Consider the following 25,750-nt stretch of genomic DNA (forward strand, 5'->3'; position numbering starts at 1 on the left):
GATCTTCCCAGCGAAATTCGAAGCGGGCTTTCGACAGCGCGTTGTCGCGACGTTGGGCGCCCGGATGCCCCTTGGCCAAGTCGGCGGCGTGGGCGGCGATCTTGTAGGTGATGATGCCGATCTTGACGTCATCCTTGTTGGGCAGGCCCAAGTGCTCCTTGGGCGTGACGTAGCAGAGCATGGCGCAGCCATACCAGCCGATCTGTGCCGCGCCGATACCCGAGGTGATGTGGTCGTAGCCCGGGGCGATATCGGTGGTCAGCGGCCCCAGCGTGTAGAAGGGCGCCTCATCGCAGCACTCGAGCTGCTTGTCCATGTTCTCCTTGATCAACTGCATCGGCACGTGGCCGGGGCCTTCGATCATCACTTGAACGTCATGCTGCCAGGCGATCCGGGTCAATTCGCCCAGCGTTTCCAGTTCGGCGAACTGGGCCTCGTCGTTGGCATCGGCGATGGAACCGGGGCGCAGGCCGTCACCCAGCGAGAACGAGACGTCGTAGGCCTTCATGATCTCGCAGATCTCCTCGAAATGGGTGTAGAGGAAGCTCTCTCGGTGGTGATACAGGCACCACTTGGCCATGATCGAGCCGCCGCGGGAGACGATGCCGGTAACGCGCCTGGCCGTCATCGGCACGTGATGCAGACGGACGCCGGCGTGGATGGTGAAGTAGTCCACCCCCTGTTCGGCCTGCTCGATCAGGGTGTCGCGGAATATCTCCCAGGTCAGGTTCTCGGCCACGCCGTCGACCTTCTCCAGCGCCTGATAGATCGGCACCGTGCCGATAGGCACCGGCGAGTTGCGGATGATCCACTCCCGTGTCTCGTGGATGTTCTGGCCGGTGGAGAGATCCATGATCGTGTCGGCACCCCAGCGGATGCCCCAGGTCATCTTGTCGACCTCTTCCTCGATCGAGGAGGTCACCGCCGAGTTGCCCAGGTTGCCGTTGATCTTCACCAGGAAGTTGCGGCCGATGATCATCGGCTCGCTCTCGGGATGATTGATGTTGGCGGGGATGATCGCCCGGCCGCGTGCGACTTCGTCACGCACGAATTCCGGGGTGATCTCGTCAGTCAGGTTGGCGCCGAAGGATTCGCCGGGGTGTTGATGATCCAGCATCGGGTCTCCCTTGGCATCGCGCGCCTCGCGCCGACGCTGGTTCTCGCGGATGGCGATGAACTCCATCTCCGGGGTGATGATACCCTGCCTGGCATAGTGGAGCTGGGTCACGTTGGTGCCCGGGCGGGCGCGGCGCGGGGTGCGCGCGAGCTGAAAGCGCAGGGTCGAGAGACGGGGGTCCTCGGCGCGCCGGCGCCCATAGGCGGAGCTGGGGCCGTCGAGCCACTCGGTATCGTCGCGCGCGTCGATCCAGGGGCGACGCAGGGGCGCCAGACCCCGACGGATGTCGATGTCGGCCTGCGGGTCGGTGTAGGGCCCGGAGGTGTCGTAGACGGTGAGCGGAGCATTGGGCTCGAGGCCGCTCTTCGTCTGCGTCGGCGACAGCGTGATTTCGCGCATGGGGACGCGAATGTCGGGGCGCGATCCTTCGACGTAGATCTTGGTCGAGGCTGGCAGCGGCGCGATGGCGGCACTGTCGACGCGGGCGGTCTCGGAGAGAAACTGTGGTGATTTCATGGTGCTTTGTGCCTCGGGCATGACGTTGAGGTCAGGCCGGCGCACAGCGTAGGCGGGGGGAGGCACGGTTGGGCGGTATCGGGGACCGTTCGACGCGGACCTCCGCTTGATCCCTACGCCGGTACTAGCCGGATCAGGTTCGTCGGGATCCGTCGTGGCGCGGCGGCTCCAGCGAGTCGCGGCGCAGGACGATCTCAGCCGGTTCCACCGGCACCCCGTCAAGCGTTGGCCTCCCGGCTCGATGAGGCCGAGCCGGGAGGCCGTCGTCAGTCTGAGTCAGCGGCGCGGGAGGGTCAAGCAGATCGCGCGGGCGGGAGAGGACGCCAGGATCAGGGCCGGTCGACGGCGCGTGCCACCCGGCCTCCGGTCTGCGGTGTGGCCACGCCGGTGGTGAGCGGGAAGCTCAACGGTAGACCGCGCAGCGAGCGCATGGCCAGATAGGCGAAACACTCCGCTTCGATGGCATCGCCGCGCCAGCCGACGGCATCGGCGAGTTGCACCTCGGCACCGGTGCGATGGGCGAGTTCCCGCATCAGCGTGGGGTTCCTGCGCCCACCGCCGCAGACGACGATGCGCGACGGCCGTTGCGGCAGCAGCGACATCGCTTTGGCCACGGCGGAGGCCGTGAACGCGGTCAGGGTGGCGGCGCCGTCCTCCAGGTCCAGCCCCTCGGCCATCTCCGCCTGGAAGTCGAAGCGATCCAGCGACTTCGGGTAGGGGGCGGTGAGATAGGGGTGGTCGAGCAGTGCGCTCAACCGCTCCTCGTCCACGCGCCCCTGGCTGGCGATGAGGCCATCCCGGTCCATGGCCGCGCCGGTGTGCTGCCGGACCCAATCGTCGATCGGTGCATTGGCCGGGCCGGTGTCGAAGGCGATCAAGCGTTCGCTGCAGTCCCCATCCCCGCCCCACCAGGAGAGATTGGCGACCCCGCCGAGGTTGAGCACCAGGCTTTCCGGACCGGCGCCGAGGCGCCGCAGCAGTGCCCGATGGTAGATCGCCGACAGCGGCGCTCCCTGGCCGCCGCGCTCCACGTCCGCGCTGCGGAAGTCGTAGACCACGTCGCTGCCCACCATCCGTGCCATCAACTCGCCATCGCCCAGTTGGCGGGTGGCGCCGCGCCGGCCTGCCGCCGGGGCGCGGTGCAGTACGGTCTGGCCATGAAAGCCGATGGCGTCGAGCTGATCGGGCCGGAAGCCATGGCGATCGAGAAATCCCGAGACGGCGATGGACTGCGCTTCGGTCAGGGCGGTCTCGGCGTGGCGGAAGATGGCGGGTTCGGGACCCTCGAAGTTCCACTGCCGGGCGGCGGCCAGGGTGTCCGAGAGCAGGGTGCGGATGTCGGTGGGATAGGGCACCAGCTCGTAGGGACCGAACTCGTCGATCCTCTCGCCGTCGCTGTGCAGCATGGCGATATCGATGTTGCCATCGAGAACGGTGCCGGTCATGAGACCGAGGCTCCAGCCGGATTCCATGTCGGATCTCTCCTGTCATCACGCCCGGGGGCGCATTGCGAAGCGGGGTATCGGCAAGAGACTACCGGCAAGCCTCGTCGGCGAAAAGGCATCGGGTGACGAGAGCCTGCGGTCAGGCGGGTGTCTCCCGGTCGCGGTATTCGCGCACCAGATCGACGAAGCGCTGCGTCTGGGGTGTCGGCTGGTGGCGGAGATGGGTCAGCCAGACTTCCGAGACGGCATCGTCGTCGCTGATGGGGCGGTAGCGCACGTTGTCGATCCGGATGTGTCGGAAGGAGGCTGGCAGGATCGAGACGCCGAGTCCGCCGGCAACGAGACTGATGATGGTATTGGGGCCACCGACTTCCTGGACCAGGCGCGGTGTCAGGCCACGCCTGGCGAAAAGCGCGTTGAACTGATCCAGCAGGCCGGTGCCGGCGGCCGGCGAGAAATAGATGAACGGATGGATCGCCAGTTCGTCGAGTGTCAGCGGCGACGAGTGGCCGCCAAGCGGCCCCTGGTCGTTGACCACGGCCATCAGGGGTTCACGGATCAAGGTAAAGGCGTCGAGACCGTCCGGCAGCGTGGCGGGGCGCATGATGCCGATGTCCAGGTCGCCTTCCAGCAGCGGCTCGATCTGGCGGCGGCTGTTGAGCTCATGCATGCGCAGATCGACATCCGGGTAGCGTTGCCGGTAGCGCAGCAGGATCTGCGGCAGGGTCGCGGTCAGGGGCACCGAGGTGGTGAAGCCGACCCTGAGCTGGCCGGTCTCGCCGCGTCCAACGCGCGACACCCGTCGCGATGCCCGCTCGGTGCGAGCCAGTATCTCTCGGGCTTCCTCCAGGAACAGAAGGCCCGCTTCGGTCAGTTCGACACGTCTATTGGTGCGCGTCAGCAGGCGCGTGTCGAGCTCGGCTTCCAGGGCCCGAATCTGTTGGCTCAGTGGTGGTTGGGAAATACCCAGCCGCTGGGCGGCGCGGCTGAAGTGCAACTCCTCCGCCACCGCCACGAAGTAGCGCAGATAGCGCAGTTCCATTGAGTCGGAAAACCTCTCAAAAACGTCGAATAATATATTAGAAAGCTTAATCGAGGCGGCGTAATCTACCAATAGCTGAATTCACGCCGTTCGGGCAGGGCCATCGCCCGGCCTCGGCCCTGCTATCGAGATCGGGAGAATCGGGTTGTCCCGCCGCACACCATCCGAGATTCATGACGCCACACGGGCGACGAACCGCCAGCTGGAACGCGAGGCGGAGGTCGTCGAGAGTGATTTCATCGAACGCGGCCGGGCCGGCTATCGGCCGACCATGCTGGCGCTGTTCCTCGGTGCTTTCTCGACCTTCGTGCTGCTCTACTGTGTGCAGCCGCTGATGCCGATTCTGTCCGACGCCTTCGGGATCGACGCGGCGACCAGCAGCCTGTCGCTGTCGGTCTCGACCGGGATGCTGGCGATAGGGCTGCTGGTCACGGGCCCGGTCTCCGACGCGGTGGGGCGCAAGTCGATCATGACGATCGCGCTGCTGTCCGCTTCCGCCTGCACGCTGCTGGCAGCGGTGATGCCGAACTGGACGGGGATCCTGATCATGCGCGCCCTGGCAGGGCTGTCGCTGTCAGGGCTCTGCGCGGTGGCGATGACCTATCTCAACGAGGAGATACATCCGCGCTACGTCGGCCTGTCGATGGGACTCTACATCAGCGGCAACTCGATTGGCGGCATGAGTGGGCGCCTGATCAGTGGCGTGATGGTGGATTGGGTGCCGTGGCGCTGGACGCTGGCCATCATCGGTATCGTGGCGCTGATCGCGGCGATCCTGTTCATGTGCTGGCTGCCGCCGTCGAAGCACTTCTCGCCGCGCCCTCTCAACTGGCGCAGCGTCTTGTCCGGGTTCACCGTCCATTTCCGGGATCGAGGGCTGCCCTGGCTCTTTGCCGAAGCTTTCCTGCTGATGGGCGGCTTCGTCACCCTCTACAACTATATCGCCTACCGGCTACTGGCTGAGCCCTATCAGGTCAGTCAGGCGCTGGTGGGGCTGCTCTCCATCGCCTACCTCTCCGGCACCTACAGCTCGGCCTGGGCGGGCTCGCTGGCCGACCGCCTGGGGCGTCAGCGGATCTTCTGGCTATTCATCGTGATGATGCTGGTGGGACTGGCGACCACGCTGCTCGAGCCGATCAGCCTGATCCTGATCGGCATCCTGATCTTCACCTTCGGCTTCTTCGCCGCCCACTCGCTGGCCAGCGGCTGGGTCGGTCAGCGCGCCAGTCAGGCCAAGGGGCAAGCGTCGTCGCTCTACCTGTTCAGCTACTATCTCGGCTCCAGCGTCGCCGGGACGCTGGGGGGCGCGTTCTGGTTCTGGGGCGGCTGGAACGGGGTGTCGCTGTTCATCGCGGTATTGCTGCTGGTCGCGCTGGCCATTGGTGCGCTGCATCTCCGGCGGCTCGCTTAGCGGGTCGTTATCGCCATCGACACAAAAAAGCCGCCGATCGAAATCGGCGGCAATCACAAGACGTCGAGGGACGCGAGAGAAACGGTATTACTTGGCGAACAGCTGACCCATATCCTTGAACGCCTTGAACTCCAGCGCATTACCGCACGGATCGAGCAGGAACATGGTGGCCTGTTCGCCGGGCTGACCCTTGAAGCGCACGTAGGGCTCGATCACGAACTGGGTGCCGAAGCCCTTCAGGCGCTCTGCCAGGGCTTCCCACTCGCTCCAGCCCAAGATGATGCCGAAGTGGGGCACCGGCACGTCATGGCCGTCGACCGGGTTGGTGTGCGCGGACTCCTGGGACGGTGTCGGCGGATGCTCGTGAATCACCAGTTGATGGCCATAGAAGTCGAAATCGACCCACTGCTCGCTGGAGCGGCCTTCGCTCAGACCGAAGGTCTCGCCGTAGAACTTGCGTGCGGCGGGCAGATCGTGAACCGGAATGGCGAGGTGGAAGGGGGACAGTGCCATGGGAGTTCTCCTGAAAGTCGTTGGCCTGGGCGTCATTGATGTCGAGTCATTCTGGACGCGATTAAATTTGATGGAAAGCGCATAATATTGCTGTCTGATATCAAATTATTTGTATTCTAGTGGCCATCGATCCATGCTCAGAGAGCTCAAGACCTTTCTCGCCGTGGTACGCCATGGGACCTTCTCCGCCGCCGGTGGGGCGGTGGGGCTGACCCAGTCCGCCATCAGCACCCAGATTCGAAATCTCGAGGCCGACGTCGGCGAGCCACTGTTCGAGCGTACTGGGCGCGCCGTCAGGCTCAACGCTGCCGGACGCCGACTGCTGCCCCGGGCCGAGGAGATGCTGGCCCTGGCCGAGCGCATTCGCAATGCCGATAGCGATGGCCTGACCGGCGAGTGGCACCTCGGCGCCATCGCCAGCGTTCAGAGCGGGCTGCTGCCCGATGTGCTGCGAGCATTGGGAGTCTCGGCACCCGGGGTCATGACCCGGATCGTGCCCGGTGTATCGCTGACGCTGCTCGATCAGGTCGACAAGGGCGACCTGGACATGGCGATGATCGTCCAGCCCCCCTTTGCGCTACCCGGCGATCTCCACACTCGCGTGATCGCCCGCGAGCCCTTCGTGATGATAGCGCCGGCCGATAGCGATGGTGAGAGCGTCGAAGCACTGCTCGAGACCCATCCGCTGGTGCTCTACGACCGGGGCTCCTTCGGTGGACGTCAGGTGGTCCGCTTTCTCGAGCGGCGGCGACTGCGTCCGGCGATTCGGCTGGAACTCGACGAGATCGACGCGATTGCCAGAATGGTCGAATTCGGTCTGGGCGTGGCGCTGATTCCGCTGACCGGGCTGTGGCGACATCGGCAACCGCCGCCGGTAAGGATCGTGGCGTTGGGAGAGCAGACGTTTTACCGCGAGTTGGTGATGGTCTCGCGCCTTTCACCGACGCAGTCGCCGCTGGTGGCGGTGATCGAGGAGGCGTTGGCGGCAACCAGCACTGGGGAGGTCGGGTGATCGATGCCGGAAGCTCAAGTCTCCCCATAGGCCCCACGGCAGGTCGAGATCACCAGCTCCCGGAACCAGCGATGAGCCGGGTCGGCGAATGTCAGGTCGAGAGCGAGTACGCTCGGCGACTTTTCCATCGAGGCGGTGCCGTGGTGAAAACGACTCCATGCAATGATTGGACGGAAATCATTCGCTTTTTTTGCGGTAGGTGTGACCTAGACTCCTTGCTGATTCTATTCAGGAGCCTCTTATGTCTACCTTCACGCCACGCGGCGTCATCGCCCAGCACCCGGCCATCCGCGACGACATCGGCGATCTGACGACCCGCCGGCCGCTGCCGGGCCCCGGGCTCGACCAGCTCGATCCGTTCCTGTTTCTCAATCATCACGGCCCGCAGGTCTATTCGGCCAACAATCGGGGTCTGCCGTTCGGGCCCCATCCGCATCGCGGCTTCGAGACGGTGACCTTCATTCTCGAAGGCTCGCTGGCCCACGCCGACAGCGCCGATCATCAGAGCGTGATCCACGCCGGCGGCGTGCAGTGGATGACCGCCGGCAGCGGTATCGTCCACGCCGAGATCTCCCCGCCCGAGTTCCTGCGCGAAGGCGGGCCGCTGGAGATTCTGCAGCTCTGGATCAACCTGCCGGCGCGACTGAAGATGAGCGAGCCGCGTTATACCGGCCTGCAGCGAACGGCGATTCCGACGATTGCCCTGGCCGGTGGCGGGGAGTTGAACCTGATAGCCGGTGAGTGCGAGGGCCAACGCGGGCCTGTCGAGAGTCTGACCGACGTGTTCATGTCGACACTGAGGCTGCCGGCAGGTGCTTCCCATACGCTGTCGGCCCCGGCCGGGCGACAGGTCTTCCTCTACGTCGTCAGTGGTGAGATAGCGGTGGCCGGCCAGGCGGTGAAGTCGCGCCATTTGATCGAACTGGATCGGGCCGGCGATGGCGTCGAACTCGAAGCGTCGGACGACGCCAGGCTGATCTTCGGCCATGCCGAGGTCATCGATGAGCCGGTCGTCTCCCATGGCCCGTTCGTGATGAACACCCGGGAAGAGATCGCCGCGGCCATCGATGACTACCAGGCCGGGCGCTTTGGCGGTCTGGCCCAGTAGAGCAGCGGCTTACGCCGGCGCTCAACGTTTGCGGTAGAGCCGGTGCTTCCGATAGCCGGGCACGAGCTGCTGCTCCTGCTCGGTCTTCTTCCAGCGTTTGTATTCCCACTGGTACTGGGCCGGATCGAGAGCAATGGCGGACTCAACGCAAGCGTTGACGCCGAGCGCCGACACATTCTCATCCGTGTCGTAGACGCGGTCGTCCGCGGCCAGGAAGTGGATCGCGAAGCCGCGGCCATCGGGCAGGCGCCTGGCGACGCCGGTGACGACGCGAGCCTGGGTCCGGGCCACCAACTTCGGCAGCAGGGTGGCGGTATAGGCGGGGCGGCCAAAGAAATCGGCGAACACGCCGCTGCCCCAGTCGGGCTCCTGATCGGGCAGGATCCCGACGGCTTCGGCGCGCTTCAATGCCTTGAGCAGGGCGGCGACGCCGCGCGGGTTGGTCGGCACCAACTCGGCGCCCATCCGCTCGCGGCCGTGACGGATGACGGGATCGAGGTCGGCCATCTTGGGCGGCTCGTACATGGCGGTGAACGGGAAGTGGCTCGACAGCCAGAAGTTCAGTACCTCCCAGTTGCCGAAGTGGGGTGCCAGCACGATCACGCCGCGATCCTCGGCGCGTGCCTCGTCCAGCAGCTCACGACCGTGGACCTCGACGATCGAGGCGTCGACGCGTCTGGGGTCGGCGATCCAGGCGAAGCCCAGCTCCAGCATGGTGGCCGCGGAGTGACGCAGGCTGGCCTTGATCCGGCTGCGGCGCTGCTCGCCACTGTCGTCAGGATAGGCGACTTCGAGGTTGCGCCGGCTGACGTGACGCTCCCGCCGGGAAACGGCATACAGCACGCGGCTGGCGACACCCGCCAGCGACCACATCGTCTTCAGCCGGCAGTGTGACAGCAGGCGCCAGAGCAGATGGATGGCGCGAGCTTGAAGACTTTCGATCATTCGGCTCTCTTTTTCTCGGTACACGTCATTGTCGCATCTCTCGGGTCGGCATCCCGGAGCGGCGGGCAGCATCGGCTTGCCCGGGGGCTGACCGTAGGGATCACCACAGCCAGTTATCGACCTTGTCCGGGGCACGATGTTCCTGCAGTGCCTTGAAGCCGATGACGCAACGGACGATCAGCCACACCGCCTGCAGCGCCATCAACACGAAACCGATCAGCACGAAGGCGAGCACCCAACTGATGCAGGCGTAGAGCAGCCCGATCCAGAAAGTGCGGATATGGTAGCGGTAGTGTTCGTCCAGCCAGCGCGGGCCATTGCCGCGGTAGACGTAGGCGATGATCACGCCGATCACCGGCGTGATGCCGGTCACGAAGACGCCCAGCAGCAGGGCGTAGACGATCATGGCGAGGGTGGTGTCGGGACGCCTGGCGTCGGTGTCCGATTCGGTGACAGCGTTGTCGATCGGTGAAACCATGAAGTTCCTCTCGGCGGCGCAGCGGTGGTTGACCGCATTTTGCCGTCGAGAGGCTCCGGGTGCCAGCCTGAACGGAGGCGCCGCAGAAAAGGAGGGTCGGTCGCGCTATTCGATCAGCAGCCGGTCGCGGCGGCGATCCTCCGGTGCCTCGACCAGCGGATCGCGGCCGCCTCGCAGGATCGAGTTGCCCTCGAACAGGGTGCGCTGGTCGATGGGCGCGGGATCGAGCCAGTCGGCGGCCTGCATCTGGCCGCTCTTGCCGTAGACGGCGAGGGCGTTGTCATAGGTGACCTGGCGTACCACGGTCTCGGCAATCCCGGACTCGAGCGCCAGCCGAGCGGTCTTGGGCACGCCGAGACAGTCCGAAATCCCCCAGTCGCAGGCGCTGTCGACGATGATCCGGTCGCCGCCATACTGCTTGAGCAGCTCGACCATCCGCGCGTTGCCCATCTTGGTCGACGGGTAGATCGAGAAACCGGCCCAGTAGCCGCGATCCAGCGTCTCACGCACGGTTTCCTCGTTGTTGTGGTCGATGACGACCCACGAGGGATCGAGCCCCATCTCCTCGCAGACGTCCATCGAGCGCGAGGTGCCGCGTTTCTTGTCGCGGTGCGGCGTGTGCACCATCACCGGCAGTTCGAGCTGCCTGGCCAGTGCCAGTTGGGCGCGAAAGTACTTGTCCTCGAGTGGGGTCTGCTCGTCATAGCCGATTTCGCCGATGGCGACGACGCCCTCCTTGAGGGCGAACCGTGGCAGCCACTCCATTACACCCTCCGCCAGCGCCTCGTTGTTGGCTTCCTTGGAGTTGAGGCCGATGGTGCAGTAGTGGCGGATCCCGAACTGGCCGGCGCGGAAGCGCTCCCAACCCACCAGGGAGGAGAGGTAGTCGACGTAGGTCCCGACGAAGGTGCGAGGTTGTCCGACCCAGAAGGCGGGTTCGATCAGAGCCACGATGCCGGCGGCGGCCATGGCCTCGTAGTCGTCGGTGGTGCGAGACACCATGTGGGCGTGGGGATCGATGAACATCTCAGGCGGCCTCTTTCAGGGTGAGGTGGTTCCAGTCGAGACGGCCGTCCGCGACCAGTGCGGTGATATCCGGCACCGTCTTGAGCAGGTCCCGGGCGCGAGGGGTGTCGGCCGCCATCAGCGCCAGCACCGCCGCACTGCGCTGCTCCGGCACCCCTGCCAGCGCACGCTGCAGGGCAGCGTAGGCCGAGACGCGCTCGGCGAAAGGCCCGACGCAGCGCCACAGCTCCGGGCTCACCTCGCGCCCGGCGGCCCAGCGTTCCCGGGCGTAATCGAGCAGGATGGTGGCCAGCTCAGCGTTAACCCGCGTGTCCAGGCCGACGATGGGGGAAAGCCGGCTGCCGACGAACAGCGCCTTGAGCACCATGTGGTTCCAGCGATGCTCGTCGAAGTGGTCGCGGGGATAGGGGTTGCCATGAACGATGGATTCGAACACCGCACGCATGTTGGAGCGCAGCCCCTCGCCTACGGCGTCCGTTAGAGACTCGGGGCGGGGGTAGAGGGCCAGGCCCCGATAGAGCGTGATCAATTCGCGGGCATCGGCGGTCCGGACCAGATCCCGGAACGTATCCGAAAACGGGCGGTTGCTCTCGAAGGCGAGCAGGGCAGTAATACGGGCCGCTCCATCGAGACTCCAGCCCTCGGGGCGCCAGCCAGGATAGCTCTGGTTCGCCATCGCCAGGTCCTGTGGCGTCAGCGTCAGGTCCTGCTTGCCGAGGCGCCGCGGCACCAGGCCGAGAAACAGATGGAGATCCTTTTCGTTGCCGCTCTGGCCCAGCGACGTGTACTGCTCGACGAGCCAGCGAGCTTGATCCGGGGCCTGGCGACAGGTCCAGTCGCGCAGTAGCTTCAGCGGTGTAACGGGCATGTAAACATCCGGGCCAGTGGTTTCAGAAGCCACTTTATCGGGTCGCGAAAAGAATCCCCAGGCTCAATTAACTGACCGGTCGAGGGGCCAGGATCCAATGCTGAATCGCGCTGATCGGATGACTTTTCTGCTGCGATGATTCGCCGGCCTCTTCACTTTTCTGGTGATAATTTCTCAAAATCGGGCTTCGATCGTCGCGCCGATTGTCTCTCCTTATTCCAACTGATATGCAGTCTTTACAGATCGTTGCGATGGGATCGCGACGGCTAAAATTCATCCTCGAATCGGCAGGCCGGCGCCATGCACAACACCCTGGTAATTCTCGTGGTCGGGCTGACACCCCAACTGGTCGGTGACCATACGCCGGCCCTGAAACGGCTCGCCGAACGGGGCGGATTGCGGCCGTTGAACACCGTGACACCGGCGGTGACCTGCAGCGTTCAAGCGACGTTGCTGACCGGCTTGCCGCCAGGGCGGCACGGCGCCGTGGCCAACGGCTGGTACTTCCGGGATCTTGCCGAGGTCTGGTTCTGGCGCCAGTCCAACCGCCTGATGGCGGGCGAGAAGATCTGGGAAGCGGGGAGACGGAAGAATCCCGACTTTACCTGCGCCAAACTGTTCTGGTGGTACAACATGTATTCGAGCGCCGACTGGAGTGCCACGCCGCGGCCGATGTATCCCGCCGACGGCCGTAAATTACCCGATCATTACACCTATCCGTCGGATCTCCACGACGAACTCGACGCCAGGCTGGGCACCTTTCCGCTGTTCACCTTCTGGGGGCCAATGGCGGATATCTCGTCGAGTCGTTGGATCAGCGATGCGACGCGCCATGTCATGGAAACCCGCGATCCCACCCTGACCCTGACCTATCTGCCGCATCTGGACTACAACCTTCAGCGCCTGGGGCCGGATGTTGCCCATCCCGAGTTGCAGCGCGATCTCCAGGAGGTCGATGCGCTGTGTGGTGAACTGATCGACGCGGCCGAGCGGGAAGGGCGTCGGGTCATCGTGGTCTCCGAGTACGGGATCACGCCGGTTAGCGAGGCCGTCCATATCAATCGCGCGCTGCGTGAGGCCGGCTTGGTCGCGGTGCGTCGGGAACGGCAGCAGGAGCAGCTCGACGCCGGGGCGTCGCGAGCCTTCGCGGTGGCGGATCATCAGGTCGCCCATGTCTACGTTCGCGATCCGGAAGAGATTCCGAAGATCAGGGCGCTGCTGGAAGGGCTGGAGGGCGTGGAAGCGGTCTGGGGCGACCGCGAAAAGCGCGAGCAGGGGCTCGACCACCCCAACGCGGGAGAGCTGGTGGCGATCGCCCAACCGGATCGCTGGTTCAGCTACTACTACTGGCTGGATGATGCCCGAGCCCCGGACTATGCGCGCACCGTCGACATCCATCGCAAGCCGGGCTACGACCCGCTGGAGCTGTTCTTCGATCCCGCGCTGAAGTCGCCCAAGCTGGCGGCGGGATGGCGTCTCGCCAAGCGGCGGCTCGGCATGCGTCAACTGCTGGACGTCATCTCGCTCAAGGACACGGCGCTGGTCAAGGGCGCCCACGGGCGGCTGACCGACGATCCCTCCATGGGGCCGCTGGTGATCTCGTCGGAAGCTGGCCTGCTGCCCGCCGGGCCGGTCGAGGCGACGGACTTCAAGGCGCTGGTATTGGCTCACGTTTTCGAAGGCGACGATGAGGATATGGCGTACCGCCGGACCGCCGTCGATAACGCCAGCGCCTGACGTACGGCAAAAAAAGGCCGGGCCCGCATCACCATGATGTGGGTTCGGCCTGGTCCGTTTGGCGAAGATCGTCCTGCCACCGGCGGCGTCCGCCACCGGTTGGCGTGTGTCGATTCAGGTCCCGGACGTCACCCGTTGCAATGCCAGCGTCGCGGCGAAGGCCAGGGCACCCAGCAAGGCCATCCCGCTGGCGCCCATGGCCGCCATCAGCGTGGCGTCATAGAGCGAAATCGCGGCGATCAGGCCGACGACGGCACGCGGTACGTCCCCCGCAGCGCGGCGGGATAGCCACAGCAGGCAGCGCGCGCCCCAGACCAGATAGCCCAGCCACAGGATCAACGCCAGCAGCGACGGTTCGGGACCGGTCAGCATGGCGGCCAGCATCAGCGCGACCGGCACCGCCAGCACGGCCAACGGCCAGGCGGCGCCCAGCCGATCGTAGGCCTCCTGGCGGGCGGCGTAGGTCAGGCCGATGACGTGACAGGCCAGGCCGACGGCACCCCAGACCACCGCCGCATCGAGGGTGTCGGCAACCATCAGCGCGGCGGTCAGGTAGGTCAACAGTCGGCACGCACCCATCAACAGCGGGCTCCAGCCGATCCGCTTGTGCCACCAGTCGTAGCCCAGGATCGCGACGACCAGCGCCAGGCCGGTGATTCCGGCGGGCGGATGGCTCAGGAACAGCAGCCCGCTTCCCGACGCCAGCATCGCGGCGCCCAGCAGCGTGACGGTCAGGCGGTCGACGTCCCCCCGGGGGATGGGCCGATCGGCGCGTTCGCGGGCATCGATCTCGGCATCGCAGGCGTCGTTGAGGTACATGCCGCCGAGATAGAAAAGCGTCAATGCCAGCAGCGACGTCCAGAGCGCGGGGGTATGCCACAGCGCGGCACCACCGGACCCCGCCAGCACGCCGCCGGCCAGCACGTTGCTCCAGACCGTGGGGAGATTGGAAACGCGCCCCAGCTCCAGCCAGATCCGGGCGCTACGCTTCCTGGCCGGCCCCGCCGTGGTCACGCCAGCTGTCGTGCGACCCAGGTCAGCTCGCGGGATATGGCCGCTTCCACGCTCTCCGTGCGCAGAGTCTCCGGTAATACCTGCCATGTGTAGGTCTCCACTTCCAGGTGCTGCGAGATCGGTCGCTGGCGATGCAGGGCGAGGATGTCGGTAAGGAACGACTGGGTGGTCTCGAACGGCGCTATCGTGTCCGCGAAGATCGGCACGTGGAAGTGCACGCGCCACTCTTCGCCGTCGGCTCTGGCGTCGTCGGCCAGCGCCTCGGGCAGGTCCGCGTATCGCACCAGTCCGTCTGCGCTGGAGACCACGACCTGATGCAGATAGGTGCGCTCGCAGAACGGTGCCAGCGCGTCGCGCTTCGCCGCGTCGATCCGTGGAACGCGCAGTGCGGCGCTCAGCTGCAGCTTGTGGATCGGAATGGCTGCCGTGCGCAGGGCCTCGATGCTGGCGGCCGGATCCTCGAATTCCACCGCGGCGTGGCAGACGTCGTAGCAGACACCCAGATGCCGCGGCAGCACCAGTTTCGCTTCATCGCGGGTCAATCCGCAGAGTTCTCCCAGACGGTTGGCGGCCGCATCGGAATAGAGATGGTCGCGGAAGAACGCGACCGTTTCGGCGATGGTCTCCAGGAAGCAGTGGGGCTCGGGCTCCAGCGCGATGGCGATGGTGACCTGGGTCTTCTGGGCGAGCTTGACGCAGTGGGCCGCCGCCTTGAGCAGGTTTTCCGCCATCGCCGGCGCAGCCCCTTCGGCCAAAGGCTTGTAGGTGCCGGGTACGGTGCTCAGGCTCAGGGTGTCGCCGGCGGTGCCCAGTTCCGCCATCAGGTCGGCGAGCCAGCAGGTGTAGTCGAGCCGGGCGCGCTGCTTCCAGTCGGGTTGGTAGACGGCCTGCTTGACCGGGATGCCGTGGAAGGGACCGAACGGGAAGCCGTTCATGGTCACCACGCGATAGTTCTCCCGCGCGAGGATCTCCTTGAGTTCGGCCCGTGCGCCGGGGGCGCGGAGCTCCTCCAGCGCCTGGGCAGACAGGCGCAGACCCACGCCGAAGGTCGCCTCGGGGCAGACGGTTTCCCGCACTCGCTTGACCGGCCCGAGCAGCGCCTCGCGCACCGCTTCCCAGGTCTGAGTCGGGTGGATGTTGAGACAGTAGGTCAGTTGACCCAGATCATCAGGCAGCTGCATGGTGGTTTGCCTCTTCGCGCAGCCAGTCGATCGCGGCTGTCATGGTGGTTTCATCGATCTCGTGGAGGTCGTGTCCACGCCCCAACCCGGCCAGCAGCGTGATCGTCAGCTCGCCTCCGAGGTGCTGCTGAAACTCCCGGAGCCCCGCCATGATGGCAAGACGACCGTCGTCGCCGAGCTCCATCAATTGGGTGTGGAAGACCGGCAAGCCCAGGCGCTTCAACAGCCACACGACGCGCCACTCGGCGCCGGCGGGCAGCAGGCCTGTCAGCACGGAGTAGCGCGTGTCCAGGGCGATGCCAATGGCGACGGCCTCGCCGTGGCCGATGCCGTGGTGGGTCAGGGCCTCGAGCTTGTGGGCCGCCCAGTGGCCGTAATCCAGCGGCCGTGACGAACCCTGTTCGAACGGGTCGCCGCCACGGCCGATCTGGCGCATGTGCAGCTCGGCGCTGCGGCGGATCATCGCTTCCTCGGTGCGCGGGTCGAACTCGGCCAGCGAATCGGCGTTGGCTTCCAGCCAGTCGAAGAAGGCACCATCGCGGATCAGCGCCACCTTGATCGCTTCGGAGATACCGGCCAGCCGGTCGCGGCGCGAGAGCGTGCTCAGGAAGTCGAAGTCGTTGAGCACCGCCCAGGGCGGGGCGAAGGTGCCGATGAAGTTCTTGTAGCCCTTGAAGTTGACGGCATTCTTGACCCCGACGCCGCTGTCGTTCTGCGCCAGCACCGTGGTGGGTAGCCGGATCAGGCGGACGCCGCGATGGCCCATGGCGGCGGCGAGCCCCAGCGCATCCAGCACCGCGCCGCCGCCGATGACGATGACGTAGGCGTGACGATCGACACCGTGGCGCCGGATGCCCTCCAGCACGCCGTCGATCGTCTCCAGGTTGGCCTTCACGGACTCCCCGCCCGGCACGGTGATGGGCGCCGCCAGCAGGGTCATGCGGCTGGCGTGGGCGGCGAAGTAGGCATCGATACGCCGGTTCAGGTCCGGCCAGGTGGCGGCAACGCCGGCATCGACGTAGATCAGGCAGCGGTGGTTCTTGCGGGGTTCGCGGCGCGAGATGACATCGGCCAGCAGGGCGTTGTCGGGAGAGAAGATTTCCCGGGTGAAGGCCACGGGATAGTCGTAGGCGACGGAAAAGCGCTGCCAGTGAATGTCCGACGACGCTGGGTGCCGGTTGGCCTCGGGACGTTGCACGGGCTGCCGGGGCGGCGCGAGTGGCGACGAGTCGAGGGCGAAGTCGCCATCGATCGAGAACGATAAAGCGGGCCGGTTCATGAAGTTATCGCCTGCGTAAGGGGTCCGAAAACGAAAAAGCGGACCGCTTCATTAAGGGGCGATCGCGCTTGGCCTCTAGCCTTGGTTTCACGGGGTTAGCTTCGGGGCTGGACGGGGCGGGCGACAAGAATGGTTCTTTTGCTACGAAGTATGAGTGGCGTATCGGTTTTTCGGGTGTATCGAGGCTCATCAAACGGTAACAAAGGCGGTGATGGGTGGCATTGACCCTGTCCGCCGCCTCGGTTTCTTGTCTCGATGACTTGCGATCACCCTTTCAGCGGCGAGGGCGTGACATCGTCGGGAATCGGGCAGCGATAGGGCTCGCGTCGCGTGGCCCTGTCCAACTCCGCCCGCGCCTCGGCCAGGATGGCCGGATCCTGCATGAGCGCGACGGCGGTGCCGGCCATCACCTTGGCCGCCTGCAGCATGCCCTTGTGGCCCAGCGAGCTGTGCCCCTGGGCGACCACCTGCCAGGTGTGCAGCGGCGTGCCCAGGGCGAAGCAGTTGACGTAGCACTGGGCGGTCGGCACCACCCAACTGACGTCGCCGACATCGGTGGAGCCATACATCAGTTCGTCGCTGGCGCTGTAGGGGGCGATGTCGTCGACCAGAGCCTTGCCTTCGAGCCCGTCGACATACGCCTCTGCCGCCTCGCCGCCGGCGCTGAGGATATTGGCGTAGGTGGTACGCAGATCGTCGTCGCTGACCGTCGCCTTGATGCGTGCCCCGTAGGCTTGCTCCCCGGCGTCATGACGCGGCGGGCCGAATGCCTCGAATCGTGACTGCATCAGCCGTTCCAGGGTGCGATTGGGGCGGTAGCCGGAGCACGCCTTGTCGAACGTCATCTCGACCTGGGTCCCGGTCATCAGCGCCGCGCCCTCGGCGATCTTCTGGACACGCTCGAAGATCGCCCGGACGTCGCCCATGCGCCGGGCACGCATCAGGTAGAGCACCTCGGCATCGGCCTGGACGACGTTGGGGGAGGCGCCGCCGGTGCGGGTGATCGAGTAGTGCAGGCGTGCGTCCGGCACGATGTGCTCGCGCAGATAGTTGGCGCCGACGTTCATCAGCTCCACGGCGTCCAGCGCGCTGCGGCCGAGATGGGGCGAGTTGGCGGCGTGGGCGGAGGTGCCCGTGAAGCGGAAGTAGGCCTGGATATTGGCCAGCGTCGGCGTCGAGAAGATGGCGTTGAACGCCTGTGGATGCCAGGTGAGCGCGGCGTCGACATCGTCGAACACCCCCTCGCGCACCATGAAGGTCTTGCCGGAGCCCCCCTCTTCGCCGGGGCAGCCGTAGAAGCGCACGGTGCCGGAGAGCGCGTTGTCGGCCATATAGTCACGCACGCCGACGGCGCCGGCCAGCGCGGCGACGCCTAGCAGATTGTGGCCGCAGCCATGACCATTGCCGCCGGGGACCAGCGGCTCGGCTTCGCTCGCTTCACCGCGCTGGCTGAGTCCGGCCAGGGCGTCGTACTCGCCGAGCAGCGCAATGACCGGCTTGCCACTGCCGTAGCTGGCGACGAAGGCGGTCTCGATGCCGGCGATGCCGCGCTCGACCTGAAAACCTTCGGCTTCCAGCGCGTCGCTCAGCCTCGCCGCAGAGCGGGTCTCCTCGAAGCGGGTCTCGGCCAGTTCCCACACCTGATTGGCATGATCGATGAAGCGGTCGCGCTTGCTCTCGATCAGGGTGTCGAGCCGCCGGATCGTGGCGTCAGTCGCGTTCATATCCATGAAAAACGTTATCCTTGAAGCGTCTCGGAAGGTCGGCGGTGAAGGGCCGGATCGTCTGCCTGCAGGGCCAGATGGGCCAGGGTGTGGATGGCCAGCGGCAGTACGTCCTCGTCGAAATCGAAGCATTGATGATGGTGGCCGGCGGCGAGTTCGGTGCCGAACACCATGTAGGTGGCCAGCCCGCCGCGTTCCCGCACGCGCTGCATCATGGTGGTGGCGTCCTCGGAGCCGGAAGGGCGATTTTCGGTGGCGATCACGCTGTCGATGCCGGGCAGGCCGGCGATGTGCCCCTGAATGAACTCGACCAGCTCAGGGCTCGGTTCGCAGTTGCGCGCTTCGCCGGCGAGGCGGTACGCCATCTCTACGCCCTGCATCTGGGCCGCGCCGCGCAGCACGGCCAGCGCTCGGCGCTGCATCTCATCGTCGATCTCGCTGGTCTCGCCCCGGGTTTCGAGCTTGAGCGTGGCGGTGCCGGGCACCACGTTGCGGCCGCTGCCGGCGCTGAGCACGCCGACGTTGATGCGCGAGGCGCCGGCGCTGTGGCGCGGAATGGCATGCAGTCCGAGGGCGGCTTGGGCGGCGGCCAGCAGGGCGTTGCTGCCCGCTTCCGGATTGGCGCCGGCGTGGGCGGGTACGCCGGTGAAGGTGACATCGAGCTTGGTGGTGGCGAGATAGCCGTTGTGGCCGCAGACGACCGTTCCCTTGGGCACCCCGGTGCCGATATGGGTGGCGATGAAGATATCCACGTCATCGAGCACGCCGGCTTCGACCATCGATCTCGCGCCACGTACGCCCTCCTCCGCGGGCTGGAAGATCAGCTTGATGCGGCCGCTCAGATGCGGCATCAGCTCGACGAACAGACGCGCCAGGCCCAGCCCGATGGTGGTATGACCGTCATGGCCACAGGCATGCATCATGCCGGCGTTGCGGGAGGCGAATCCCTCCCGGCTGGGCCGGTGGTCGTTGTCACTGGACTCATCGAGATCGAGCGCATCGAGATCGACGCGATAGGCCAATGTCGGCCCCGGGCGGCCGGTATCCCATTCCGCCACCACGCCGGTGTAGCCGCCGGCGAGGGCCGGCAGCCAGCGTTCGACGGCGCCCTGGTCGCGGGCGCGCTCGAGCGCCTGAACCAGCACTTCGGGCTCGGGCACGCCCATGCGGCTATCGGCGTCGATTACGTCGCGGCCGAGGCTGACCCGATAGCCGAGCCGATCCAGCTCTTCGGCAACGATCGAGGCGGTGCGGAACTCGACCCAGCCGGACTCGGCATGGCGATGGAAATCCCGTCGCCACTGGGTCAACTGCGGAATCAGCGCGTCGATCGCTGGGGCCAGTTCTGGTTCGGTAACGGTACTCATGGTGACGTTCTCCGCGTATTGGATGTCTTGATGCGCTTGCCCACAGTCGTGTCCTGTCGCCTCAAGAGGGCAGATAGGTGGTGATGCCCGGGCCATAGGGAAGCCCCAGCAGGTAGAACGCCGTCAGCAACAGGATCCAGATCCCCAGAAATGCCAGGGTGTAGGGCAGCATCAGCGACATCAGCGTGCCGAGGCCGGCGTTCTTGTCGTATTTCCGGATGAAGGTGAGCACCACGATCATGTAGGGATTGAGCGGCGAGATGATGTTGGTCGATGAGTCGGCGATGCGATAGGCGACCTGGACGAAGGCGGGGTGATAGCCGAGCTGCATGAACATCGGCACGAACACCGGGGCTTCGAGTGCCCACTTCGCCGAGCCGCTGAAGATCAGCAGGTTCATGCAGGCGGTGAAGACGATGTAGCAGAGGATGACCGGGAACCCGGTGAAGTCCATGGCGGTCAGCAGGTCGGCACCGTTGACCGCGATCCAGGTGCCGATGTGGGTCCAGTTGAACCAGGCGATGAACTGCGAGGCGGCGAAGATCAGCACGATGTAGCTGCCCAGGTCGCGCATCGCCTCGGCCATGTTCTCGGACACGTCGCGCGAGCGCTTGATGCGACCCACGGTGATGCCCCAGGTCACGCTGACCGTGATGAAGAAGAACAGGATGATCGGAATGATGCCGCTCAGGAACGGCGACGGAATCAGCTCGCCATCGGGGCCGCGCAGCGGCGAGTTCGGCCAGAACAGCAGCGTGGCGATGGCAGCGACGTAGATCAGCGCGGCAATGCCGGCGTTGCGAAGACCGCGGCGGGCATTTGCCGGCTCGCTGCTTTCGACCTGCTCGACGTCGCCCTGATAGGTGCCGAGGCGCGGTTCGATGACGCGCTCGGTGACGACGGCGGCCACGATGGTGAGCACGAACACGGAGACGCAGTTGAAGTACCAGTTGTCCACCGGTGTCACCATCATGTCGGGGCTGACGATGCGCGCCGCCTCGGTGGAAATGCCCGACAGCAGCGCATCGGTCCCGACGATCAGCAGGTTGGCGGTGAAGCCCGCGCCGGCGCTGGCGAATCCCAGCGCCAGGCCGGCGATCGGATGGCGGCCAAGGGAGTGGTAGACCATCGCCGCCAGCGGCGGCAGCAGGATCAGCGAGGCGTCGGAGGCGACGTTCATCATGATCCCGGTAAACGCCACGGTGTAAGTCACCAGCCGTTTGGGTGCCGAAAGAATGGTATGGCGCACCAGGGTCTCCAGCAGCCCCAGCTTTTCGGCCAGGCCGATACCCAGCATCATCGACAACACCAGCCCGAGCGGCGCGAAGCCGGTAAAGTTATCGAGCATCGAGTCGAGAATGAACTGGATACCCTCGGCGGAGACCAGGCTGCGAATCGCCTCTACCTCGCCGCTGCCGGGATGTTCGACAGTGGCGCCGGCGAGGGCGAACAGCACCGATGCCACCAGCACGGCGGCAGCCAGCATGACGAAGATCATGAAGGGGTCGGGAAGCCGGTTGCCGAAACGCTCGATGGCGTTCAGCAGCCGGATCGACAGCCGCGGGCGAGCGGCGTCACGGGACGCGGTCGCTTCCATGGGGAACTCCTGAGTCGATTGTTGTAGATCGGATGAGCCGATCGAATGTTATATCGCGCTATTGCCGCGCTCGGAGCCGACGATCGATTGTGTTGTGGCGTCTGGACCTCGAGCATGTCGTCGTCATCGTCTTCAGAACGTCAGACTGACGATCTGGATCCTGAAACCCGGGGCTGAAGTCGGGAGTCTGGTGGCGTCGACTCGTCAACAGTAGAGCCGGCTCGGGATCCGCAAAAGATGTCGATTACTTTTTGGTGATAACCTGCGGTGATCGCGCAGTGGGAGTCGCCGTATGCAGTATCCGATCAAGCTCCACCAGATTCGGGCCTTCGTCGAAGTATCCCGCCGCGGCAGCATTCGGGCGGCGGCGCGTGAGCTGGGGCTTTCCCAGCCGGGCCTGACCAAGGCCATCCGGGAGCTGGAGGAGGGGCTGGGGGCCGCGCTGCTGGTGCGCACTTCCCAGGGCGTGACGCTGACCGACTCCGGGCGGGCCTTCGATCAGCACGCGCATCTGATCATCGAGGAACTGCGCCGGGCGCGGGAGAACGTCGAGCAGTTGAACGGGGTGCTGCGCGGGCAGATCGTGATGGGGGCTTCGGCCACGGTGGCGCGTACGCTGCTGCCTCAGGTGGTCGGGCGCTTCCGGCAAGAACTGCCCAACGTCAGGTTGCGGGTGCTCGAGGGGCAACTCTCATCGATGGTGGCGGGGCTGCGCGACGGTGAACTGGACTTCTCGATCAACACGCTCTCCAGCGGCGTGCTCGACAGCGATCTCGAGGCGCTGCCGCTGTTCTCGACGCCCTTCGTCGTGGTTCTGAGACGGGATCACCCCCAAGCGGGCGCGCGCCGACTAAAGGAGCTGATCGACTGCGACTGGGTGCTGCCGACGGCGCGCAGCGGTTACTACGCCGATCTTGCCGACACCCTGGAACGTCACGGTTTCTCGCGCGATCAGGTGAGCGTGGTGTGCGACTCCTTCACCACTTCGCTCAATCTGATCCAGCACAGCGATATGGTCGGAGTCTTCGCCGCGCAGATGACCGCACAGCACGGCATGGGCGAACTGAGGGAACTGACCCTGGACGATCCACTACCGCTGGCGACCTTTCACATGATCAAGCGCCGCGGCGTGCCGCTGACGCCGGTGGCATCGCGGCTGGCCAAGCTGTTCGAGTACGAGAGCCGGGGAGCGGAGTGACGCATGCCGGCTTCCAGCGGGTCACGCCGACTTGCCCGCGGGTTCGGGGCGTGACGGGCCCACCGGTTCCTCCTCGACGCCGTCGAGTCGATCGGCGTGCCTCAGCACCGGGAAGCGCCACATCCACAGCCCGACGATCGCCAGCGTGCCGACGGAGCCAATGACCGCCGCCGGTACGGTGCCGAACCACGACGCCGTGACGCCGGATTCGAACTCGCCGAGTTCGTTGGAGGCACCGATGAACAGCATGTTGACGGCGTTGACCCGACCGCGCATCTCGTCCGGTGTCGCGAGCTGCAACAGCGTCAGGCGCACGTAGACGCTGATCATGTCGGCGGCACCGGCGATCAGCAGGGCGCCGAACGACAGCCAGAACCAGTGGGAGAGGGCGAAGACCAGGTTGGCGATGCCGAATACCGCCACCGCGGCAAACATGATCAGCCCGGCGTGGCGCTTGATCGCCCGCACGCCCAGATAGAGCCCCATCAGAAACGCGCCGACAGCGATGGCGCTGCGCAGGGCGCCGAGACCCTCCGGGCCGACGTGCAGGATTTCATGGGCGTAGACCGGCAGCAGCGCGACGATTCCCCCGAACAGCACGGCGAACAGGTCCAGCGAGATGACCCCGAGAATCACCGGTTTGTTGCGGATGTAGTGGATCCCGGCGGTAAACCGCTGCCAGGCGCTATCGTCGGTCTGGATCCGTTCGAAGGCATAGCGCACCGGCACGCCGGCCAGCGCCAGTTGGGCCACCAGGAAGCAGCCCAGGTTGACGCTGTAGGTCAGCGTCGGGCCGAAGGCGTAAAGCAGACCGCCGAGCATGGGGCCGCCGATGACGCCGATCTTCATGATCGACGAGTTGACGGCGATCGCCTTGCCCAGCTGATCGCGCGGCACGATCTGCGGTAGCAGGCTCTGCAGCGTCGGTCCGGTGAAGGCGCGGGCGGCGCCGAACAGCACCAGTACCGCATAGAACGGCACCGGCGAATCGGGCTGCTCCAGCGACAGCAGGATCAGCAGCACGCTGCAGAGCGCCTGGGCGGCCCAGCTGAGTTGCAGGATTCGCTTGCGATCGAAGCGGTCGACCACGTCGCCGGCCGGCAACAGCAGCAGGACCATGGGCAGGAACTGCGCCAGGCCGACATAGCCCAGCGTCAATGGGTCGTGGGTGATGTCGTAGACCTGCCATGCCACCACGATCGCCTGGATCTGCATGGCGAAGACCGCGCAGAGACGCGAGGCGAGAAAGGGGACGAAACCGGGCTGACGATAAACGGGACTGTCGTGAGGATCTTGGGTGGCTGCGGGCATGGTGTCCTGGGCGTGAGGCAGGGAAGCGGGGCGCGAATTAGCACGCTAATGGCTATAACCGTCCCCAGCATACGCCTTCAGGCGGTAAAAAGCCGCTGACGGCCCACTGCCTCATCGCGATGGCGCGACTTCAATGCCGGATGGTGTGGTCAAACGGGGGTTTTGGATAACGCCAGGTAATGGCGAGACGGGCATTGCCCCAAAGCGGCGCAATAGCTCCTTTTCAGGCGCTTTTTCGACTTCTTTTGGCGCAGGGCCGGGCGTATAGTGCGCTCGCTTCGACCTCACGTGTCTGGTCTTCCTCCGAGCAGTCGGGTCTTGTTCCGAGGCAAAGTCGTCATGACGGCGTGAGTGTCTAATCTTAACCGACTCCATTCGAGTGAATCCGTCGGCCGCCGTGCCCGCTGCAGGCATCGCCGACGTCGTTCGACGTGCAATTTCGAGGTTCGTGGCCTTATGTCCCGGCAGTTGCTCTCCATGGCGCTGGCACCGCTACTCGGGCTTTTCATCCTGGGTATCGGCAACGGTTTTCTGGCGTCGCTCATCACCCTGCGCCTGGACGCGGCCGGGGAGTCGGTCACCACCATCGGCTGGGTCTCGGCCGCCTACTACATCGGGCTGGCGATCGGGGCGCTGTTCAACGATCGGCTGTTGCTGCGGATCGGCCACATTCGTGCCTACGCCTGCTTCGCGTCGCTGGTGGCGGTGACCGTGCTGCTGCAGGGGCTGTGGCTCAATGCCCCGCTGTGGTTCACGCTGCGCCTGATTGGCGGGTGGGCGACACTGGGCGTCTATCTGGTCATCGAGAGCTGGTTGCTGACCGCAGCCGACACCCGCGTTCGCGGCCGGCTGCTGGCGCTCTACATGATCGCGCTATACGGCGCCGGGGTCATCGGGCAGTTGCTGCTGGGCGTGGCGGACCGCGCCGGTGCCAGCCAGCCGTTCATGGTCATCGCCATGCTGGCCTCGCTGTCGGTATTGCCGCTGGGCATGATCCCTCGCGTCTCGCCACTCATCGAGCACGCCGAACCGCTGTCGCCCTGGCGGCTGATCACGGTGACGCCGACCGGGGTGATGGGCTGCTTCGGTTCGGGGCTGGCGGTGTCGGCCATCTACAGCCTGCTGCCGCTCTATCTGCAGCGCAGCGGCTTCGAGGTGCAGCAGATCGGCGAGATGATGGCGGTGGTGATCCTCGGCGGCATGCTGCTGCAATACCCCATCGGACGCTGGTCGGACCGGCACGACCGGCAGATCGTGCTGATTCTGATCGGTGTGGTGCTGGCGGTGCTGTGTGTTGGCGTAATGCTGCTGCCGGACCTGCCCGGATTGCTCGCGGCGATGCTGTTCCTGGTGGGCGGCGGAGTGTTCGCGATCTACCCGGTGGCGGTGAGCCACGCGGCCGACCGCGCCCCGGCTGGCGCCCTGGTGCGAATGAGCCAGGGGCTGCTGCTGATCAACGCCCTGGGCGCCACTCTCAGCCCGCCACTGATCACGCCGCTGATGATCCATGTCGGCGATGTCGGGCTGTTCGTGGCGCTGGCCGGGCTGGGCGTGGCGCTGGTGGCCTTCTTCGTGTGGCGACGGAGCCGGCGCCCGGCACCGGTTCCGGTGGCACCGTTCACCTCGAATCCCCAGCAGTCGGTGGTGGGGGCCGAACTCAGCGTGACCGACGAACTGGTGCAGGGGGCGATCGAGCACGAGCATCAGGAGGATCTGTCCCAGGTGGTGCCGGATGTGGAGACGGCGCTTCCCGTCGACAGCGAGCAAGAGTCCGGCTCCCCGGCGCGAGAAGGCGTCGCCGGCCGCGGGGTCCCGGCGTCCGACTGACGCCGTGCGATTCGAAGCGGATGCCGGCGGATGC

The 25,750-nt window shown here is 65.7% G+C and carries 21 protein-coding genes and 1 riboswitch; of the genes, 6 read left to right on the forward strand and 15 right to left on the reverse strand.

Features of this window, described 5'->3' with window-relative positions; translation table 11 throughout:
* The 3 genes from thiC to Q0602_RS14075 all read right to left on the reverse strand — a co-directional run.
* A partial coding sequence (thiC, locus tag Q0602_RS14065) for a phosphomethylpyrimidine synthase ThiC (RefSeq protein ID WP_298844515.1) occupies nt 1-1,633 on the reverse strand: 1,633 nt, incomplete at its 3' end.
* 93 nt (nt 1,634-1,726) lie between these two features.
* Nucleotides 1,727-1,861, reverse strand: a riboswitch (TPP riboswitch).
* Between the two features lie 101 nt (nt 1,862-1,962).
* Entirely contained in the window at nt 1,963-3,105 is a 1,143-nt protein-coding gene (locus Q0602_RS14070; protein WP_298844517.1) for an anhydro-N-acetylmuramic acid kinase, read from the reverse strand.
* A 112-nt stretch (nt 3,106-3,217) separates the two neighbouring features.
* On the reverse strand, nt 3,218-4,120 hold the full coding sequence (locus Q0602_RS14075; protein ID WP_298844518.1) for a LysR family transcriptional regulator: 903 nt from the start codon (nt 4,118-4,120) through the stop codon (nt 3,218-3,220).
* Nucleotides 4,121-4,265: 145 nt separating this feature from the next.
* Here Q0602_RS14075 and Q0602_RS14080 point away from each other — a divergent pair, with 145 nt between their 5' ends.
* Entirely contained in the window at nt 4,266-5,531 is a 1,266-nt protein-coding gene (locus tag Q0602_RS14080) for an MFS transporter (protein WP_298844521.1), read from the forward strand.
* Between the two features lie 87 nt (nt 5,532-5,618).
* On the opposite strand, the gene Q0602_RS14085 is transcribed toward Q0602_RS14080, so the two are convergent.
* The gene (locus Q0602_RS14085) at nt 5,619-6,044 is read right to left on the reverse strand and encodes a VOC family protein (RefSeq protein WP_298844524.1); all 426 of its coding nucleotides are present in this window, start codon (nt 6,042-6,044) and stop codon (nt 5,619-5,621) included.
* 133 nt (nt 6,045-6,177) lie between these two features.
* Between Q0602_RS14085 and Q0602_RS14090 the strand changes: the two genes are divergently transcribed.
* Nucleotides 6,178-7,056, forward strand: a complete 879-nt coding sequence (locus tag Q0602_RS14090) for a LysR family transcriptional regulator (protein ID WP_298844527.1) — start codon at nt 6,178-6,180, stop codon at nt 7,054-7,056.
* 241 nt (nt 7,057-7,297) lie between these two features.
* A complete protein-coding gene (locus Q0602_RS14095) occupies nt 7,298-8,164 on the forward strand; it encodes a pirin family protein (protein ID WP_298844528.1) in 867 nt (288 codons plus the stop codon).
* Between the two features lie 21 nt (nt 8,165-8,185).
* Here Q0602_RS14095 and Q0602_RS14100 read toward each other — a convergent pair whose 3' ends face one another.
* From Q0602_RS14100 to Q0602_RS14115, 4 genes are all read right to left on the reverse strand, one after another.
* Nucleotides 8,186-9,109, reverse strand: coding sequence for a lysophospholipid acyltransferase family protein (locus Q0602_RS14100; protein WP_298844529.1), 924 nt, complete (start codon nt 9,107-9,109; stop codon nt 8,186-8,188).
* 100 nt (nt 9,110-9,209) lie between these two features.
* Complete coding sequence (locus Q0602_RS14105) at nt 9,210-9,587, reverse strand: DUF4870 domain-containing protein (protein ID WP_298844530.1); 378 nt, start codon at nt 9,585-9,587, stop codon at nt 9,210-9,212.
* Nucleotides 9,588-9,692: 105 nt separating this feature from the next.
* Nucleotides 9,693-10,613: a TatD family hydrolase gene (locus Q0602_RS14110; RefSeq protein ID WP_298844531.1), complete on the reverse strand. Its 921-nt coding sequence runs from the start codon at nt 10,611-10,613 to the stop codon at nt 9,693-9,695.
* A 1-nt stretch (nt 10,614) separates the two neighbouring features.
* Complete coding sequence (locus Q0602_RS14115) at nt 10,615-11,481, reverse strand: EboA domain-containing protein (RefSeq protein WP_298844532.1); 867 nt, start codon at nt 11,479-11,481, stop codon at nt 10,615-10,617.
* A gap of 300 nt (nt 11,482-11,781) precedes the next feature.
* Between Q0602_RS14115 and Q0602_RS14120 the strand changes: the two genes are divergently transcribed.
* Nucleotides 11,782-13,218: an alkaline phosphatase family protein gene (locus Q0602_RS14120; RefSeq protein WP_295037416.1), complete on the forward strand. Its 1,437-nt coding sequence runs from the start codon at nt 11,782-11,784 to the stop codon at nt 13,216-13,218.
* 114 nt (nt 13,219-13,332) lie between these two features.
* Here Q0602_RS14120 and Q0602_RS14125 read toward each other — a convergent pair whose 3' ends face one another.
* From Q0602_RS14125 to Q0602_RS14150, 6 genes are all read right to left on the reverse strand, one after another.
* Nucleotides 13,333-14,232 carry a UbiA family prenyltransferase gene (locus Q0602_RS14125; RefSeq protein ID WP_298844533.1) on the reverse strand — a complete coding sequence of 300 codons (900 nt, stop codon included), beginning with the start codon at nt 14,230-14,232 and terminating at the stop codon, nt 13,333-13,335.
* Entirely contained in the window at nt 14,229-15,413 is a 1,185-nt protein-coding gene (eboE, locus tag Q0602_RS14130) for a metabolite traffic protein EboE (protein WP_298844534.1), read from the reverse strand. Before eboE ends, Q0602_RS14125 begins: the two co-directional genes overlap by 4 nt.
* Complete coding sequence (locus Q0602_RS14135) at nt 15,400-16,692, reverse strand: 3-dehydroquinate synthase (RefSeq protein WP_298844535.1); 1,293 nt, start codon at nt 16,690-16,692, stop codon at nt 15,400-15,402. The genes eboE and Q0602_RS14135 overlap by 14 nt, the downstream gene beginning before the upstream one ends.
* Nucleotides 16,693-16,958: 266 nt before the next feature.
* Complete coding sequence (locus tag Q0602_RS14140; protein WP_298844537.1) at nt 16,959-18,422, reverse strand: M20 family metallopeptidase; 1,464 nt, start codon at nt 18,420-18,422, stop codon at nt 16,959-16,961.
* Nucleotides 18,423-18,430: 8 nt separating this feature from the next.
* Complete coding sequence (locus tag Q0602_RS14145) at nt 18,431-19,783, reverse strand: amidohydrolase (protein ID WP_298844539.1); 1,353 nt, start codon at nt 19,781-19,783, stop codon at nt 18,431-18,433.
* A gap of 61 nt (nt 19,784-19,844) precedes the next feature.
* Complete coding sequence (locus Q0602_RS14150; protein ID WP_298844541.1) at nt 19,845-21,380, reverse strand: AbgT family transporter; 1,536 nt, start codon at nt 21,378-21,380, stop codon at nt 19,845-19,847.
* Nucleotides 21,381-21,672: 292 nt separating this feature from the next.
* Between Q0602_RS14150 and Q0602_RS14155 the strand changes: the two genes are divergently transcribed.
* Complete coding sequence (locus Q0602_RS14155; protein ID WP_298844543.1) at nt 21,673-22,578, forward strand: LysR family transcriptional regulator; 906 nt, start codon at nt 21,673-21,675, stop codon at nt 22,576-22,578.
* 21 nt (nt 22,579-22,599) lie between these two features.
* On the opposite strand, the gene Q0602_RS14160 is transcribed toward Q0602_RS14155, so the two are convergent.
* Nucleotides 22,600-23,889 carry an MFS transporter gene (locus tag Q0602_RS14160; RefSeq protein ID WP_298844545.1) on the reverse strand — a complete coding sequence of 430 codons (1,290 nt, stop codon included), beginning with the start codon at nt 23,887-23,889 and terminating at the stop codon, nt 22,600-22,602.
* 456 nt (nt 23,890-24,345) lie between these two features.
* On the opposite strand from Q0602_RS14160, the gene Q0602_RS14165 reads away from it, so the two are divergent.
* Complete coding sequence (locus Q0602_RS14165; protein WP_298844547.1) at nt 24,346-25,716, forward strand: MFS transporter; 1,371 nt, start codon at nt 24,346-24,348, stop codon at nt 25,714-25,716.
* The last annotated feature ends 34 nt before the right edge of the window (nt 25,717-25,750 follow it).

The organism is uncultured Salinicola sp., from assembly GCF_937921195.1.
Taxonomy (GTDB): Bacteria; Pseudomonadota; Gammaproteobacteria; order Pseudomonadales; family Halomonadaceae; genus Salinicola.